This window comes from Bacillus sp. FJAT-50079, from assembly GCF_018343515.1.
GTDB lineage: Bacteria > Bacillota > Bacilli > Bacillales > Bacillaceae_C > Lederbergia.
This window is the reverse complement of the sequence record NZ_JAGYPD010000001.1, coordinates 701,200-716,308: the sequence shown is the minus strand read 5'-3', so window position 1 is coordinate 716,308 and position 15,109 is coordinate 701,200. Positions and strand designations below refer to the sequence as shown.

General features: G+C 37.9%; 12 protein-coding genes. All 12 read left to right on the top strand.

The features are described from left to right. The first annotated feature begins 31 nt into the window (after window positions 1-31). The 12 genes from KHA95_RS03305 to KHA95_RS03250 all read left to right on the top strand — a co-directional run bounded on the left by KHA95_RS03305 (window position 32) and on the right by KHA95_RS03250 (window position 14,714). Window positions 32-1,573, top strand: a complete 1,542-nt coding sequence (locus tag KHA95_RS03305) for a malate:quinone oxidoreductase (protein WP_213136020.1) — start codon at window positions 32-34, stop codon at window positions 1,571-1,573. A gap of 375 nt (window positions 1,574-1,948) precedes the next feature. After that, window positions 1,949-2,698: an SDR family NAD(P)-dependent oxidoreductase gene (locus KHA95_RS03300; RefSeq protein ID WP_213136019.1), complete on the top strand. Its 750-nt coding sequence runs from the start codon at window positions 1,949-1,951 to the stop codon at window positions 2,696-2,698. 12 nt (window positions 2,699-2,710) lie between these two features. Then, window positions 2,711-3,445: an SDR family NAD(P)-dependent oxidoreductase gene (locus KHA95_RS03295; protein ID WP_213136018.1), complete on the top strand. Its 735-nt coding sequence runs from the start codon at window positions 2,711-2,713 to the stop codon at window positions 3,443-3,445. 67 nt (window positions 3,446-3,512) lie between these two features. Further along, window positions 3,513-3,929: a MarR family winged helix-turn-helix transcriptional regulator gene (locus KHA95_RS03290; RefSeq protein ID WP_213136017.1), complete on the top strand. Its 417-nt coding sequence runs from the start codon at window positions 3,513-3,515 to the stop codon at window positions 3,927-3,929. A 208-nt stretch (window positions 3,930-4,137) separates the two neighbouring features. Then, entirely contained in the window at window positions 4,138-5,115 is a 978-nt protein-coding gene (locus KHA95_RS03285; protein WP_213136016.1) for a sugar ABC transporter substrate-binding protein, read from the top strand. Next, complete coding sequence (locus KHA95_RS03280; protein ID WP_213136015.1) at window positions 5,112-6,575, top strand: sensor histidine kinase; 1,464 nt, start codon at window positions 5,112-5,114, stop codon at window positions 6,573-6,575. The genes KHA95_RS03285 and KHA95_RS03280 overlap by 4 nt, the downstream gene beginning before the upstream one ends. Next, complete coding sequence (locus KHA95_RS03275; RefSeq protein ID WP_213136014.1) at window positions 6,553-8,088, top strand: response regulator; 1,536 nt, start codon at window positions 6,553-6,555, stop codon at window positions 8,086-8,088. Before KHA95_RS03280 ends, KHA95_RS03275 begins: the two co-directional genes overlap by 23 nt. A 24-nt stretch (window positions 8,089-8,112) precedes the next feature. Next, entirely contained in the window at window positions 8,113-9,192 is a 1,080-nt protein-coding gene (locus KHA95_RS03270; protein WP_213136013.1) for a sugar ABC transporter substrate-binding protein, read from the top strand. A gap of 340 nt (window positions 9,193-9,532) precedes the next feature. Beyond that, entirely contained in the window at window positions 9,533-10,678 is a 1,146-nt protein-coding gene (locus KHA95_RS03265; RefSeq protein ID WP_213136012.1) for a sugar ABC transporter substrate-binding protein, read from the top strand. 77 nt (window positions 10,679-10,755) lie between these two features. After that, complete coding sequence (locus KHA95_RS03260) at window positions 10,756-12,276, top strand: ATP-binding cassette domain-containing protein (protein WP_213136011.1); 1,521 nt, start codon at window positions 10,756-10,758, stop codon at window positions 12,274-12,276. Between the two features lie 13 nt (window positions 12,277-12,289). Beyond that, a complete protein-coding gene (locus tag KHA95_RS03255) occupies window positions 12,290-13,465 on the top strand; it encodes a sugar ABC transporter permease (RefSeq protein WP_213136010.1) in 1,176 nt (391 codons plus the stop codon). Between the two features lie 136 nt (window positions 13,466-13,601). Continuing rightward, window positions 13,602-14,714: a hypothetical protein gene (locus KHA95_RS03250; RefSeq protein WP_213136009.1), complete on the top strand. Its 1,113-nt coding sequence runs from the start codon at window positions 13,602-13,604 to the stop codon at window positions 14,712-14,714. The last annotated feature ends 395 nt before the right edge of the window (window positions 14,715-15,109 follow it).

The window sequence follows — 15,109 nt, the reverse complement described above, 5'->3', positions numbered from 1 at the left end:
TTGGAAATTTTATGGCTAAGGGACGGTAAAAATGAGCGACAGACAAACGAAAACAGATGTGATATTAATTGGTGCCGGAGTCATGAGTGCAACTTTGGGAGCTTTACTTAAAGAGGTAGAACCGGAATGGGAAATAAAAGTGTTTGAGAAGCTTGCGAACCCGGGAGAAGAAAGTTCGAATGAATGGAATAATGCAGGTACTGGTCATGCAGCTCTATGTGAGCTTAATTATACAACGGAAAAATCGGATGGATCGATCGATATTAGCAAGGCGATAAAAATTAATGAACAGTTTCAGCTATCAAGGCAGTTTTGGTCCTATCTTGTCAACAGTAACCTAATTCGTCATCCACAAGAATTTATTATGCCGATTCCACATATGAGCTTTGTGGAAGGAGAAAAAAACGTAGCCTTTTTGAAAAAACGTTTTGAAGCGCTTTCCAATACTCATTTATTTGAGGGGATGGAATTTTCAGATGATCCTGAGAAGCTGAAGGAATGGATTCCGCTAATGATGGAAGGGCGTACATCGAATGAACCGATAGCGGCAACAAAAATTGACTCTGGAACAGATGTAAATTTTGGCGCTTTAACACGATTATTGTTTGATCATTTAGAGAACAAAGGTGTTGAGATCCATTACAAGCATAGCGTAAAGGGGTTAAAACGTACGAGTGACGACTTATGGGAAGTAAAAGTGCATGATGCTGATAGCGATAAGATCGAATATCATACAGCGAAATTTGTATTTATCGGCGGCGGCGGTGGAAGCTTGCCTTTACTGCAAAAAACGGGTATTCCTGAAAGCAAACATATTGGAGGATTTCCAGTAAGTGGGCTATTTTTAGCGTGTAATAAACAAGAGGTTGTTGAGCAGCACCATGCAAAAGTGTACGGGAAAGCGAAGGTTGGTGCACCGCCCATGTCTGTTCCACATCTGGATACGCGCTATATCGATGATACGAAATCATTGCTATTTGGACCGTTTGCCGGCTTCTCACCAAAGTTTTTGAAAACGGGTTCCAATCTTGATCTCATTGGTTCAGTAAAACCAAATAATCTTTTAACGATGTTAGCAGCGGGAGCAAAAAATATACCGCTAACAAAATATTTGATTGAACAGTTGATGCTATCGAAAGAACAGCGGATTGAAGAATTACGAGAGTTTATTCCCAACGCTAAAAGCGAAGATTGGGACATCGTTGTGGCGGGCCAACGTGTTCAAGTAATAAAAGATACAGAAGCCGGCGGAAAAGGAACCCTTCAATTTGGGACAGAAGTTGTCAGTGCTGCTGATGGTTCGGTTGCTGCATTGCTCGGAGCTTCTCCAGGTGCATCTACCGCTGTTCATGTAATGCTTGAGGTAATCGAAAAATGTTTCCCGCAACATATGAATGAGTGGGAGCCTAAATTAAAAGAAATGATTCCTTCATATGGCGTGTCACTAATGGAAGACCGAGAGCTTTTCCGGGAAATTCATACGTTGACGGCGCTGACGCTCGGTCTTAGCGAAAGCTTACCTGTACAAGATGAAGAGAATGAGTTGTGTGAAAAGGAAGCCGTACTTGTTTAAGTAAAATGAACTTAGGTACTTAGGAAAGTAAAAATATATAAGTAGAAATAAGCATTGAATCTATTCATGCTTATTTTTTTGTCTATAAGATTATTCGATTGAAATTTCTCCGTTATTTTGATATTATTTAGTTGCGAAATAGTTAGATGTCTAAATAAATAGAGAGAAAATTAGCATGGTAGGAAGATACAGAGAATTTTACGATCGTTCTATACAGCATTAATGCGATATTAATTATTAATATTTTTGTGTAATGGTTGCTTATAAAGGGAAGAATAAATTGTTACAAGCAGGGGATTGGAACTGAATATTTTAATATGATTCGATCGGACAATTAATTAGATATCTAATTAATGCTGATAAGGAGCAATGATAATGAAATTACAAGGAAAAGTAGGCATTGTAACAGGTGGTGCTTCAGGAATCGGAAGAGGAATTGCCATTGCCTTGGCAAAAGAAGGGGCTCACATTGCAATCGTAGATGTGAATGAGGAAAAGGGCAGAGAAACGCTTGCGGAAGTGGATCAATATACAAAAGGCTTCCTTTTTATTAAAGATATTTCAGTGAAGGAAAATACGTATGAAATCGTGGAAAAAGTCGTGGAAACCTTTGGTAAGTTGGATATTTTGGTCAATAACGCGCATGTATCTAGACAGGCATCGTTTACGGAAACAACAGAAGAGCTATTTAATCTGTCCTTTGGCACAGGCTTCTATCCTACGGTCCATTTTATGCAAGCGGCATATCCAGAATTAAAGAAATCCCAAGGTAAAGTCATTAATTTTGCCTCAGGTGCTGGACTGGATGGTCAAGTTACCCAAACTTCTTATGCGGCTGCGAAGGAAGCGATTCGCGCAGTTTCACGTGTGGCAGCAAATGAGTGGGGACCGGATGGAATTAATGTGAATTTAATCTCGCCGATTGCCCTTACACCTGGTGTAGAGCAATGGCGTGAAAACGCCCCGGAAATGTATGATGCGATGATTCAACGCATTCCATTGCGTCGTCTTGGTGATCCTGAGCAAGATATTGGTCAAGTAGCTGTATTTTTAGCAAGCAAGGCTTCGGATTATATTACAGGTCAAACGATTATGGTTGATGGTGGCTCAATTAAACTACGTTAAGGAGTGAGTTAAATGGGAAGATTAGATCATAAAGTGGCAATTATAACTGGAGGAGCATCAGGTATTGGTGAAGGCATCGTTGATTTATTCAGCAAAGAAGGAGCGATCGTCATAGCTGCCGATATTAATGATGAAGCGTTAGAAAAAGTTAGTCAGAAAGAAAATGTATATGGCATGAAATTAAACGTTGCTTCAGATGAACAATGGGCAGCATTTGCTAAAGAAGTGAATGATCGCTTTGGTACAATCGATATCCTTGTAAATAATGCAGGCATTTCTTCAGAAAAGTCTTACCAAGACATTGATCTAGATGATTGGCAAAAAATGCTTGCAATTAACGGGTTTGGGCCATTTGCTGGAATTAAACATGTGGCACCTTATATGGCGGCAAAAGCAAAAGGGTCGATCATTAATATTTCCTCTTATACAGCACAAATTGGCCAAGGATTTAACCATTATTCTGCATCTAAAGGGGCGGTGCGCGCCATTTCTAAAGCAGCTGCAACCACGTTTGGTAGGCAAGGTGTACGTGTAAATGCACTATTCCCAGGAATTATCGAAACACCAATGACACAAGCTTTAAAATCCTCGAAGGAACTGCTTGGTCATTTAATCCAAGCAACCCCTTTGCAACGCTTAGGCCAACCAGCCGATATTGCGAATGCTGCTTTATTTTTAGCATCGGATGAATCATCGTATATTACAGGTGCTGAATTGGTCATCGATGGTGGATTCTCAGCTCAATAGCATGTTATGATAAAAAGGCCTCTAATCATGATTAGAGGCCTTTTTTGGAAAGTAGGGATGGACGTTTATGAAAGAGCAGACGATTTTTGAAATCATTCATAACATGGATAAAGTGACAAATAACTTGATCATTCAGTGGAATAAAATATTTTATGAAGACCTTGGTGTTTCACATATTCTTGTACTTGGGCATTTAATAGAAAGGGGCAAAAGTCGCCCCTCGGATATTGCGAAAACGTTAGGGCTCACACCTCCAACATTAACCCATTTATCGGAAAAGCTAGTACTGAAAGAATTAGCAATTAGAATAGTCGACCAAACTGACCGTCGGATTATTTATTTAGCCATTACTGATAAAGGCATGGAAGTGGTCAAGAGAGCGAACGAAGAAGGACAAAAACTTCGTAGAAAGCTATTTGAAAAGCTGTCGGATGAAGAAAGACAACAGTTATTAAACATTTATAAAAAGTTAAATGACCGTTGATGAATTTCTTTCTATTTGTATATGTAATTCTGTATTGCCCCCACTAGATTCTCAAAAGTAAATTGTCTCATATCGGAAGGCGTCAAAGCACAAAACATTGTCTTTGACGTCTTTTAGTTTGAAATTTCATTGCTATAAACTTGGAAAACTGAAATTCTATGAGTTATGCTAAAATGGATATAAAGTAATAGGTGAAAGGGGATACATCTTGCGTAAATTAGTAATCATGCTGCTTAGTCTTGTTTGTGTCATCCTTTTTTATTTTACCGTCGTTTCAGGAAGTAAAGTGTTTACATCTGATTGGGAGTTGCCGCGAACTCCAGAGCAAGCGGATCGTAACCAACGTCTTGTATTAATTACGCAAGAGCTAGACACACCTTTTTGGAATAAGGTAGCGAAAGGTGCAATCGAACAGGCGAAGGAAGAAAATGCGAGCCTTGAAGTTTGGGGAAGTTACGGTAACAATCGTGAGGATTTTTTAAAGAAAATTGAAATCGCTATCTATTCAAAAATGGATGGAATCATCGTTCAAGGATTAGATATAGATGAATTTAAAATGCTGACTAAAATTAAAGCGGCTTCTTATGGAATTCCTATTATTACTGTCGCAAATGATGTTCCTATGGGAGATAGTCTTAGAAAGTCGTATGTAGGCTCTGACCAGTATAAGGCCGGAAAAATGATTGCGGAACAATTAGTTGCTGACATGGGAACCGAAGGGAAAGTAGCAATTATGATTGATATTCAACATCAATACTTTCAAGAACAACGATTACAAGGGATCAAAGAAGTACTACAAAATTATCCGCAAATCGTAATCAATGAAATAGAAACTGAAAATGCGAGAGAAGAAGTGATTACAAAAACAAAGGATGTATTAAATCGGAACCCAGATATTGATGCATTTATAGCGATAAATGCTAGTATACTACCGGCGATGATTCAGGAAATTGAAGGTAGATCACAAATTGAGCCTTACTATATATATTCATGTGATGCTGATTATGAGGCCATTTCATTGCTAACCCAGGGAAAGATCGATGGCATTATTGAGGAAGCTCCGGAAGAGATGGGGACAATGAGTGTGAAACTCATATTACAATGGCTTAATAATGAGAAATTTCCTCTAGATTTAGAAGGATACCAAACCGATATTCGGATTGTGAAGGCGACGGATGTAAGATGAACAGTATTCAAAAGAAAATATTAGCACTTGTCATAGCTGTTTTATTTATTATGATCGTCATTTGGATATCACTTACTTATTACAATCAGAAAATGCAAAACCAATACAATGATATATTGGAAAGATATTTAATGATGAACGAAGTTTCAACTGAAAGCCAACAAATTGTAGCAACTCTTAATAACTACTTAATCGAACCAACATTATCAAATTTAGAAGAACTTAATCGGAATAAGGATAAGATTTTAAGAATTAAGGAAGAAGTTTCGAAGTTTCGAAATAGTAATAACGATTCTGCATTGACAAGCTACGAAAACTTAATCGATGGTTTGCTTGAGACGGCCAACCAATCTGTTTTGGCGCGTACCGATCAACAAACAGAAGATTACTTGAGCGCATTTTCCGAAGCGAGTCGTATTTCAAAATATATTTCAGAAATGACACTTACCTTAATTGATACGGAACTGAAAACGTATGACCAATTTTACCGTACGATTATCGAGCGTTCACAAGAATTAAGAATACTAGGAATTTGGTTACTGCTTTTGATTACCTTGCTCGTGTTGTTATTGGCTCATTGGTTTTCAAAAAGAATTACAAGCCCAATAAATAAGCTGACGCAAGCAGCACATGAATTATCTTTAGGGCGATTTGATTTAAAAATAGAGGTTGACTCGGATGATGAAATCTCATTTCTGGCGAAAATGTTTGATAAGATGCGGATAAATATTAATAACTATTTATCAGAAATAAAACAGAAAGCGCAATTAGAAAATGAGCTTCAACAAAGTAAGTTGCTTTTACAGGAAAGTCAGCTTCGAAGTCTGCAAAGCCAGATTAACCCTCATTTCCTTTATAACACACTAGATATATTATCTAAAAAGGCGTATTTAGAAGGGTCTGAAGAAACAAGTGATTTATTAGTTAGTGTTGCGGGACTTTTACGCTATAACCTTAATAAACTAGAAAATTCCGCAGCCTTATTTGAAGAAGTACAAGTGCTTAAGCAATATATTGATATTCAAAATGCTAGATTCATGGATCGGCTCCATTTTCAAATGGAGATTGATCATTCATGTTTATTCATCCAAATCCCTCGCTTAACATTACAACCGATCGTTGAAAATGCGGTGATCCATGCGATCGAGCCAAAAGAGGATGGTGGAACAATATCCTTTCGTGTTCAAGATGGTGGTGATCACGTGAGAATAGAGATAGAAGATGATGGACCCGGAATGACAGAAGAGAAAGTTAAACAAATTCTTCAAGTTAGATCTAAAAAGGCAGAGGGGCATTTTACTGGTCTAGGCATTAATAACGTAGAAAAGAGATTGCGTTTATTCTATAACTGTAATGATGTATTTGACATTGAAAGTGAGCTTGGAGTAGGAACGAAGGTCATTTTAAAAATATCTAAAGCAAAGAGGGGGGAAGGCAATGAAGCGACTCCTAATCGTTGATGATGAACAAATTGTAAGAGAAGGTCTTCATGCAATATTATTAAAGAACTTTCCTGAGCTGGAAATTGAAGAAGCAAAAAACGGAAAGATCGCATTAGAGAAGGCTGATTCCTTTATGCCTGATTTAGTATTAATGGATATTAAAATGCCTGGAATGAATGGGCTTGAAACAATACAGAAAATGAAGGAAAAAAACCAAAATAGTAAGTTTATCATGATTTCTGCCTATGCAGAATTCGAATACGCACAATCAGCGATGAAGCTAGGTGTAAACGACTATTTGCTTAAACCAAGTAAAGCAAGTGAAGTTGTACAAACGGTTAGTAAGGTGATTAACAAAATTAAGGAAGAAAGAAGATCTCAACAAGAGAGTATCATTCAGCAATATGCATTACAAAAAGCACTTACCATTGTTGAGACAGATGTTGTCACGCAATTATTATTCGATCATGTACATGAAGTCCATTTAGATGAGCTAGTTGAGCTTTTAGGCACACCGATGACAAATGAAAAGTTTGTAATTAGTGTCTTATTGCCACAGAACTCTGAGAACTTGTATGCAGAAATTAAACAACGTGCTAGAAAAATCGGTAATACATGGGTTGGCGCATTGTACGGACGGCAAATTCCGATTATCGTGTTTAGACAAAAGGCGGATTCTTTTCGCCATCAGGCCATTACGCTTGCAAGGGAGATTCTGTCTGTATCGAGAGAAAGGGAAGGTTGGTTCATTGGGATTGGCAACGTTTGCGATTCTTTGGAGTATATACGTCAATCCTATCAAGAGTCACTGATCGCAACGAAAAATACGTCGCTTCCAGTTAAATATCGCTTTTATTCAGATATTCCTTTGGAGGACAAGCGAATCGACGGATACAATCCGAAAAAATTAGAAAATCAATTTTTCGACCAAATTCGGAATGGACAGTGGCAAAATATTATCAAAGAAGTTTCTGAGCTTATTGGATTTTTTGAAAATAAGGGTGTTCAGGTTATTGAAGCACAGCAACGTGTTTTAGAGTTACTTTGGATTGCATCACGGGTGTTAAATGAAATGGGCATTGCGCCGGAAACTCCATTATATTCTTTCCAAATAAATGATTTCAGGCAATTGCGCTCTGAAACGAATCAGTTGCTTAATCAAATGTGGCAGTCGCATATAGAGTATCATAACCAAGTTGAGGATGACACAATTAAACAAATTAGACAGTATATTATTGACCACTCGCATGAGGAAATTTCGCTAGACAGCATCGCGCAAAAATATGAACTAAGTCCGATTTATATTAGCAAACTATTTAAAGAACAATTAGGTGTGAATTATATTACCTTTTTGACGGAATGCCGATTAGAGAAAGCAAAGAAATTGATGTTGAATCCAGATAAGAGTTTAAAGGAAATTACATTTGAAGTAGGCTACCAAGATCCAAATTATTTTAGCAAAGTGTTTAGAAGAACAGTTGGTGCATCACCAACTGAATATAGAAAGTCTTTACTTGGAGCAAAAGTTTAACAAGATGGAAAAGGTGTGAAATGGATGAAACGACCTCTGATGAAGCTGACTTTTTTATGGTGTATGCTTATTTTCATCTTTGTTGTTACTGCTTGTGATCAAAACAATCGCCCTGTAAATCAAGAAGAATTAAACCGAGGCACGGAAACGGATGAGGAACATTTAGAAGTGGATGATAAAATCACGATTGGTTTTGCTATGGATACGTTAGCTGAAGAAAGATGGCTAAGAGATCGTGAATTATTTAAAGAAGCAGTAGAGGCCTTAGGTGCTGAAGTGAAAATTTTTGCATCACGGGGAGATGACGCCTTACAAATCTTGCAAGCAGAAACGCTCATTAATGAAGGCATTGATGTATTAGTTATTGTCCCGCATAATGCAGAGTCGACGGCGATGATTGTGAATAAGGCTCATTCAGCAGGAATTAAAGTACTGTCGTATGATCGATTAGTACGCAATTCCGAAATTGATTTATATGTTTCATACGACAATGAACTAGTTGGTGAACTTCAAGCAAAGGCGATCACCCAAATCGCCCCGAAAGGAAAGTATGTGTATATTGGTGGAGCAGAAACAGATTATAATGCCCACTTATTAAAAAAAGGTGTATTTAATATCCTCCAACCACTTATTGATAAAGGAGATATTACGATTGTATATGATCAGTGGACAAAGGAATGGGTACCTGACCACGCTTTTGCAAATATGAGAGAGGCTCTAAATGCGAATAATAATGAAGTGGATGCAGTGATTGCTGCAAATGATGCAACCGCAGGCAAAGCGATTCAAGCATTGGCTGAACAGGGGCTTACGAACATTCCTGTTGTAGGACAAGACGCGGACTTAGCTGGTGCACAGAGAATCGTTGAAGGCACGCAAACGATGACGATATATAAACCATTGAAAGATTTAGCTGAACAAGCAGCCGATTTGGCCATCCGACTTGCTAAAGGGGAAGAGATCGTCGTAGACAGAATAATAAATAATGGGAAATCAGAAGTACCGTCGATGCTTCTTTCTCCTATTGCTGTCGACAAGGGAAATATTGAGGATACAATTATTGCAGATGGTTTTCATTCGAGAGAAGAAGTATACAAAGACTAAATGATTAAAATATGAGATTGCAAAATGAAAACGACTTAAAAATTCTGATGCGAATTTTTAAGTCGTTTTTTAGGTCATAATTCTTGTCGAGATTAAGCGTCTTCCTCGAAATTACGCAATTATACCCAAAAGTGGCGCAATTATCCCTCGAATTCGCGCAATTATTCAAAAAATAAATTGAAAACGGTGCTTTTACACACTAATTTTACGAAAACATTAAAAAAAGACAGATGATACTAAGAAATTACCATAAGAAAGCGTTTTTACACATTATTTGAGCTGATATATTTAAAGTGAGATAGGGAGTAAATAACTAAGGTTGAAAGGGGTTACAGTTAGTATGAAAAAATTTAAAATGATTGCAGCTTTACTCGTTGCAATGCTCATGGCAGTTCTAGTCGGGTGTAGTAGTGAGGGTGCCTCAAATAGCAAAGAGGGAGATACAGGTGACAACAAGCCTAAGGGTGGTAAGGTAAACGTTGGGATTGTATTGCCTACGAAAGACGAGCCAAGATGGGTACAAGATGAAGCACGTTTTTATGCTGCGTTACAGGATTCTGATTATTACGCGGAAATTTTATTTAGCCAAGGTTCTTCTGCAAAAGAAAAAGAGAATGTTGAAACACTTCTTAACAAAGGCATTGATGTATTAATTATTGCACCACATGATGGTCCAGCTGCTGGTGCCGCAGTAGAAGCAGCCAAAAAGGATGGCGTTACTGTCATTGCATACGACCGTCTCATTACAGATACGGATGCAATTGATTATTATGTAACATTTGATAGTGTTGCTGTTGGTGAAGCACAAGGACAATATTTAATTGATCATGCAGGAGATGGAAAAGACATTCCTTTATATTTATATGCTGGAGCTGCTTCTGATAATAATGCATTCTTATTCTTTGAAGGTGCTTGGAAAGTTCTACAACCCAAAATTGCTGATGGGACGTTTGTAATCGCTAACTCAAGTGAAGCGGAAGCTTTAAAAGACAAACCAGAACTTTCACGTGATGAATTAGGTAAAATTCTTGGACAAGTAACGACAAACTGGGATCCAAACGAAGCGAAAAACAAAGCGCAAACACATTTGACTGCTGCTAGCGCCGACCTTAAAGGCGAAGTTGTTGTTCTTGCTCCAAATGACGGGACATCCCGTTCGATTGCGGATGTGTTTGGATCAGACCCAGATATTTCAAACTATGTAATTACTGGACAAGACGCTGAAAAAGCTTCAATTCAATACATTATTGATGGAAAACAATCAATGACCGTATTTAAAGATGTTCGTACACTTGTTACAGATGCGATGGGAATGGCTGTTGACATTCTTGATGGAAAAACACCTGAAACAACAGGTACTTATGATAATGGTGAAATCGAAGTTCCAGCAAAACAAACAGATGTAATCGTCGTTGAGCAAGAGAATGTGAAGAGTGAACTTATCGAATCCGAATACTACGATGAGAGTGAATTCACCGGTCTATAAAAAATTAGAGCAGGGCTTTAAAAATAGTGATAGATGAACGTCTATCACTATTTCCTAATGGTTAAGGAGGAAAGAACATGAGCGAATATATTCTGGAAATGAAACAGATTACGAAGGAGTTTACAGGAGTCAAAGCGCTCAGTAATGTTAATTTCAAAGTGAAAAAAGGTGAGATTCACTTCCTTGTTGGTGAAAATGGAGCCGGTAAATCTACATTGATGAAGATACTTAGCGGCGTTTACCCATACGGTTCATATGAGGGAGATATCGTTTTTAACGGCGAGGTTCAACAATTCAATAAAATCAATGACAGTGTTGAAACGGGGATTGTCATTATTTATCAGGAGCTGGCTTTATTTCCAGATCTATCTGTTTATGAAAATATATTTATTGGTAATGAAGTAAATCATGGCGGAGTATTAGATTTTAACAAAACGATTGTTGAATCTAAAAAATTGCTTGAAAAGGTAAATCTGAAGGTTAATCCAGAAACATTGATTAAAGATTTAGGAGTCGGTAAACAGCAGTTAGTTGAAATTGCCAAAGCATTGAGTAAAGACGTAAAACTGCTTATTTTAGATGAACCGACTGCTGCGCTTAATGAAGACGATAGCGAGAACCTTTTACAATTATTGCTTGAATTAAAAAAGCAAGGCATCACATGCATTATGATTTCCCATAAATTGAAGGAAGTCATTGCGATTGCCGATAAGGCAACGGTGATTCGAGATGGAGAGACGATCTGTACGCTAGACGCTTCTAAAGGTGAAGTTAATGAAGCGGCAATTATTAAAAACATGGTTGGTCGCGAAATTGAAGATATTTATCCAAAGCGAGAGAATAAATCCTTTGGTGATAAAATACTCGAGTTAAACAATTGGACTGCCTTCGATCCACAATTAGGTCGCGATGTTTCTAAAGGAATCAATTTACACGTTAGAAAAGGCGAAATTGTTGGGATTGCAGGATTAATGGGCTCCGGTCGAACCGAACTTGCTCTCAGTATTTTTGGAAACTCCAAATCATATAAAATACAGGGTGATTTATTCGTAGAAGGTCGTCCTGTCACCTTTAGACATACGAGTCAGGCAATTCAAGCAGGGATCGCGTATGTTACGGAAGATCGTAAAGGGGACGGATTGTTTTTATTACAAGATATAAAAAATAATATTTCTGCTGCAAATTTAAAAGGAATCTCTTCAAGTGGGATTGTAAATGAAAATGAAGAAATCAAAGTGGCGGATCATTATAAAGCTTCATTAGGAATTAAAGCTACATCGTTACAACAACTTGTTGGTAATTTAAGTGGTGGTAACCAGCAAAAAGTATCATTAGGTAAATGGTTATTTGTCGGACCTAAATTATTAATTTTGGATGAACCAACACGGGGAATTGACGTTGGTGCTAAATTTGAAATTTATTCAGTGATGAATGAACTTATAGAGCAAGGTATGAGTATTATTATGATTTCTTCGGAGCTTGGTGAAGTTCTTGGAATGAGTGACCGTATCTATGTGATGGCTGAAGGAGAAATCAAAGGTGAGTTATTAGCTGAGGAAGCTGATCAGGAAAAAATCATGGAACTCGCTACGCAATAGGGAGGTAAAACATATGAAATTAGTGAATGAAGCGAAGCATTTAATTAAAGATAATATTCGTGATTACGGCATGTATATTGCTTTAATCGTTATTATGGTCACTTTTACAATTTTAACAGATGGATTATTTATTTCCTCAAGAAATATTAGTAACTTACTAGATTCTGCTGGATATATTGCCGTTTTAGCAGTTGGAGTTATGCTCGTCATTGTCATTCGGCATATTGACTTATCGATCGGCTTCTTAGCTGGATTTCTCGGAGCGATTGCCGCAATTTTACTCATGCATGTAGGATTGCCGGTCTATATCGTTATCCCGATTATTTTGATCCTTGGTCTATTAGCAGGTTCAATTACAGGTTTCCTAGTAGCGAAAATAGGAATCCCAGCTTTCGTTGCTACACTAGCAGGCTGGCTCATTTATCGAGGGGCGATTCTTTTAGCGACAGAAAAGACAGGAACAATTATCATTAATAATGATGCATTTAATGCAATCGGCAATGGCTATATTCCATCACTTATGGTAATTAGCGGTTTACATCTATTAACATTGCTCGTTGGCGCATTGGCGATCGTATTCTACATTTACAGCACGATCAACAACCGAAGAAATAAATTAAAATACAATTTTGAAGTTGTTTCAAAAGAGATTTTTACTTTGCAATTAATCTTCGTATCAGCAATTATTGGATATATTACATGGATTTTAGCTAGCTATAATGGATTATCTTGGACTGTTATTATAATGCTTCTTGTTGTGATGGTTTATCATTTTATTACAACAAAAACAGTTGTAGGGCGTCATATTTATGCGGTAGGTAGCAATCCCGAGGCAGCACATTTAAGTGGGATTAATGTAAGTAAAATTACATTTCTAGTTTTTGGTTCGATGGGGATGCTATCCGCCTTGTCAGGTATTCTATTTACTTCGCGTTTACAATCTGCTACAACGACCGCAGGTACTTTATTCGAACTTGATGCGATTGCGGCTGCATTCGTTGGCGGGGTTTCCGCTGCTGGTGGTGTTGGTAAAGTAACAGGAGCAATCATTGGGGCGCTCGTGATGGCCACTTTAACTAATGGCATGAACTTGATGGGGGTTGGAATAGCCCCTCAATACATTATCCGTGGTGGTGTATTAGCACTAGCTGTTATTTTTGATGTGTACACTCGTAAACAGAGAGCTTAATATAAATGACGAAAAGACCTTCCAGTTGTTGAAGGTCTTTTTGCCTGTTTAAAAAGGGGTCTAAATTCTTAGAAACTTCCCTGTTTTCCCTCCGTAAATATAAGGGAAGAAGGGCGTCCTTAGGAGGGAACCAATTTTGATTGAAATGCGTGAAAAGGAAGGGTTAAAGTATTCAAACGATATCCCGAAATGGGCAAAAATAGCTCATGTGGTCTTTTTCTTGTTTTTTTGTTTGCTTGGGGTTGTAGCGTTTGGCTTCGGGGTCTTTTTAATATTAGGGCCGTATTGGCCCGGAGGGATCATTTGTTTTGCGTGTGCCCTGTTGCTCGCTTGGCTTACATCGATTATTTATAAATCCAACAAAATGTATACAGACATTGTTATGAAATGTGAGTTGCGAGAGGATGGTTATTTTACATTTGTTAGGAATGTTAAAACCGGAGAGGAATGGGAGAATTTTGTTGCTTTCGAGCAAATGCAAGAGGTATTAATTGCTCGGACAACCCGCTATATGTCTAGGGGGAGCAATAGTCCCGGCTATCACATTATTGGAGCAAAAATTATCATGAAATGGATAAATAAGCAAGGGCATCATAAATATTCATTGTTCGGGGTGGAGAATGCTGACAAATTGAATGAGTGGGTGCAGCGTTTCAAACAAAAGGATATTCCCGTTTTTAGTTCAGGAGCAAATGTGACTGGATTACAATTAGAAGATTACGAGAGGGCATACGAGGAATTACCTAAGCTGCCTTATGATCAGGACAAAAGTTCACCAATAATTGGCACGGCCCATTACAGAAATTTAAAGCAATGGCTTAGTTCAGAAATGAAAGAGAAAAAGAAGGAAAGACAATTAAAGAATGATAGAAGGGTCTTCTATCCTATTTTACTAGCGCTTTTCATTTTTAATTTTATCGTTACAGTCAATTGGATGCCATCGTGGGAGTTGGCTGATGGCATGTTCGGGATAGAATCCCCATCGTTTTTGGTCGCTAGCATAAATTTTATGCTTCTTTTTTTCGTAGGGACTTATTGGCGTGAAAAAGTAAAGTGGTATCGTTCTGTAAGGGATGTCGGACTGATTCTTCTGGCACAGCTAATAGGCTGGGTATGTTTATGGTTGTTTCAAACTGTCCCAGCCGGAATGCTAGATGCGGTCATCGTTGATGGACTTACACTAGCACTTTTCAACGGATTTTTCTTTATCCTCTTTCGAGCATTAAAGAAGATTTTGGTGAAAGGGTAACATGGTGCCAGACTTTATGCAGTTTGTCGGGTAAATATGTCGGTGGACGCCTCGTTTTTTTGTCCTAGGTCTGTTTACTTATTTTGGGATAAATAGCTAAACTTGGTTGTAAGTGAAATTATTAATAAGTAGACTGAAGATAAGATGTGGGAATGTTCAAGATGAAAGTAATTTATCACGTGGTGAAACGGGGCGAAAGATGGATGATATAAAGTGGAGAAATATGATCATTGAGGTGTTGTGACATCTGCTAGAAGGTAAGTATATAAAGATGTACATATGAAAGTAGATTGTACTGATGATGAAGAACTGGCGTACATCGAACTGCCGTTTTAATTCGGATGATCAATAGGATGTTCCCACCTTGTCAGCAAGCAGATGCTGAGAAGACGGCC

What these genes read in the sequence shown, in the direction of transcription:
- KHA95_RS03305 (WP_213136020.1), top strand. Translation starts at nt 32, where the DNA reads ATGAGCGACAGACAAACGAAAACAGATGTGATATTAATTGGTGCCGGA.
- KHA95_RS03300 (WP_213136019.1), top strand. Translation starts at nt 1,949, where the DNA reads ATGAAATTACAAGGAAAAGTAGGCATTGTAACAGGTGGTGCTTCAGGA.
- KHA95_RS03295 (WP_213136018.1), top strand. Translation starts at nt 2,711, where the DNA reads ATGGGAAGATTAGATCATAAAGTGGCAATTATAACTGGAGGAGCATCA.
- KHA95_RS03290 (WP_213136017.1), top strand. Translation starts at nt 3,513, where the DNA reads ATGAAAGAGCAGACGATTTTTGAAATCATTCATAACATGGATAAAGTG.
- KHA95_RS03280 (WP_213136015.1), top strand. Translation starts at nt 5,112, where the DNA reads ATGAACAGTATTCAAAAGAAAATATTAGCACTTGTCATAGCTGTTTTA.
- KHA95_RS03275 (WP_213136014.1), top strand. Translation starts at nt 6,553, where the DNA reads ATGAAGCGACTCCTAATCGTTGATGATGAACAAATTGTAAGAGAAGGT.
- KHA95_RS03270 (WP_213136013.1), top strand. Translation starts at nt 8,113, where the DNA reads ATGAAACGACCTCTGATGAAGCTGACTTTTTTATGGTGTATGCTTATT.
- KHA95_RS03265 (WP_213136012.1), top strand. Translation starts at nt 9,533, where the DNA reads ATGAAAAAATTTAAAATGATTGCAGCTTTACTCGTTGCAATGCTCATG.
- KHA95_RS03260 (WP_213136011.1), top strand. Translation starts at nt 10,756, where the DNA reads ATGAGCGAATATATTCTGGAAATGAAACAGATTACGAAGGAGTTTACA.
- KHA95_RS03255 (WP_213136010.1), top strand. Translation starts at nt 12,290, where the DNA reads ATGAAATTAGTGAATGAAGCGAAGCATTTAATTAAAGATAATATTCGT.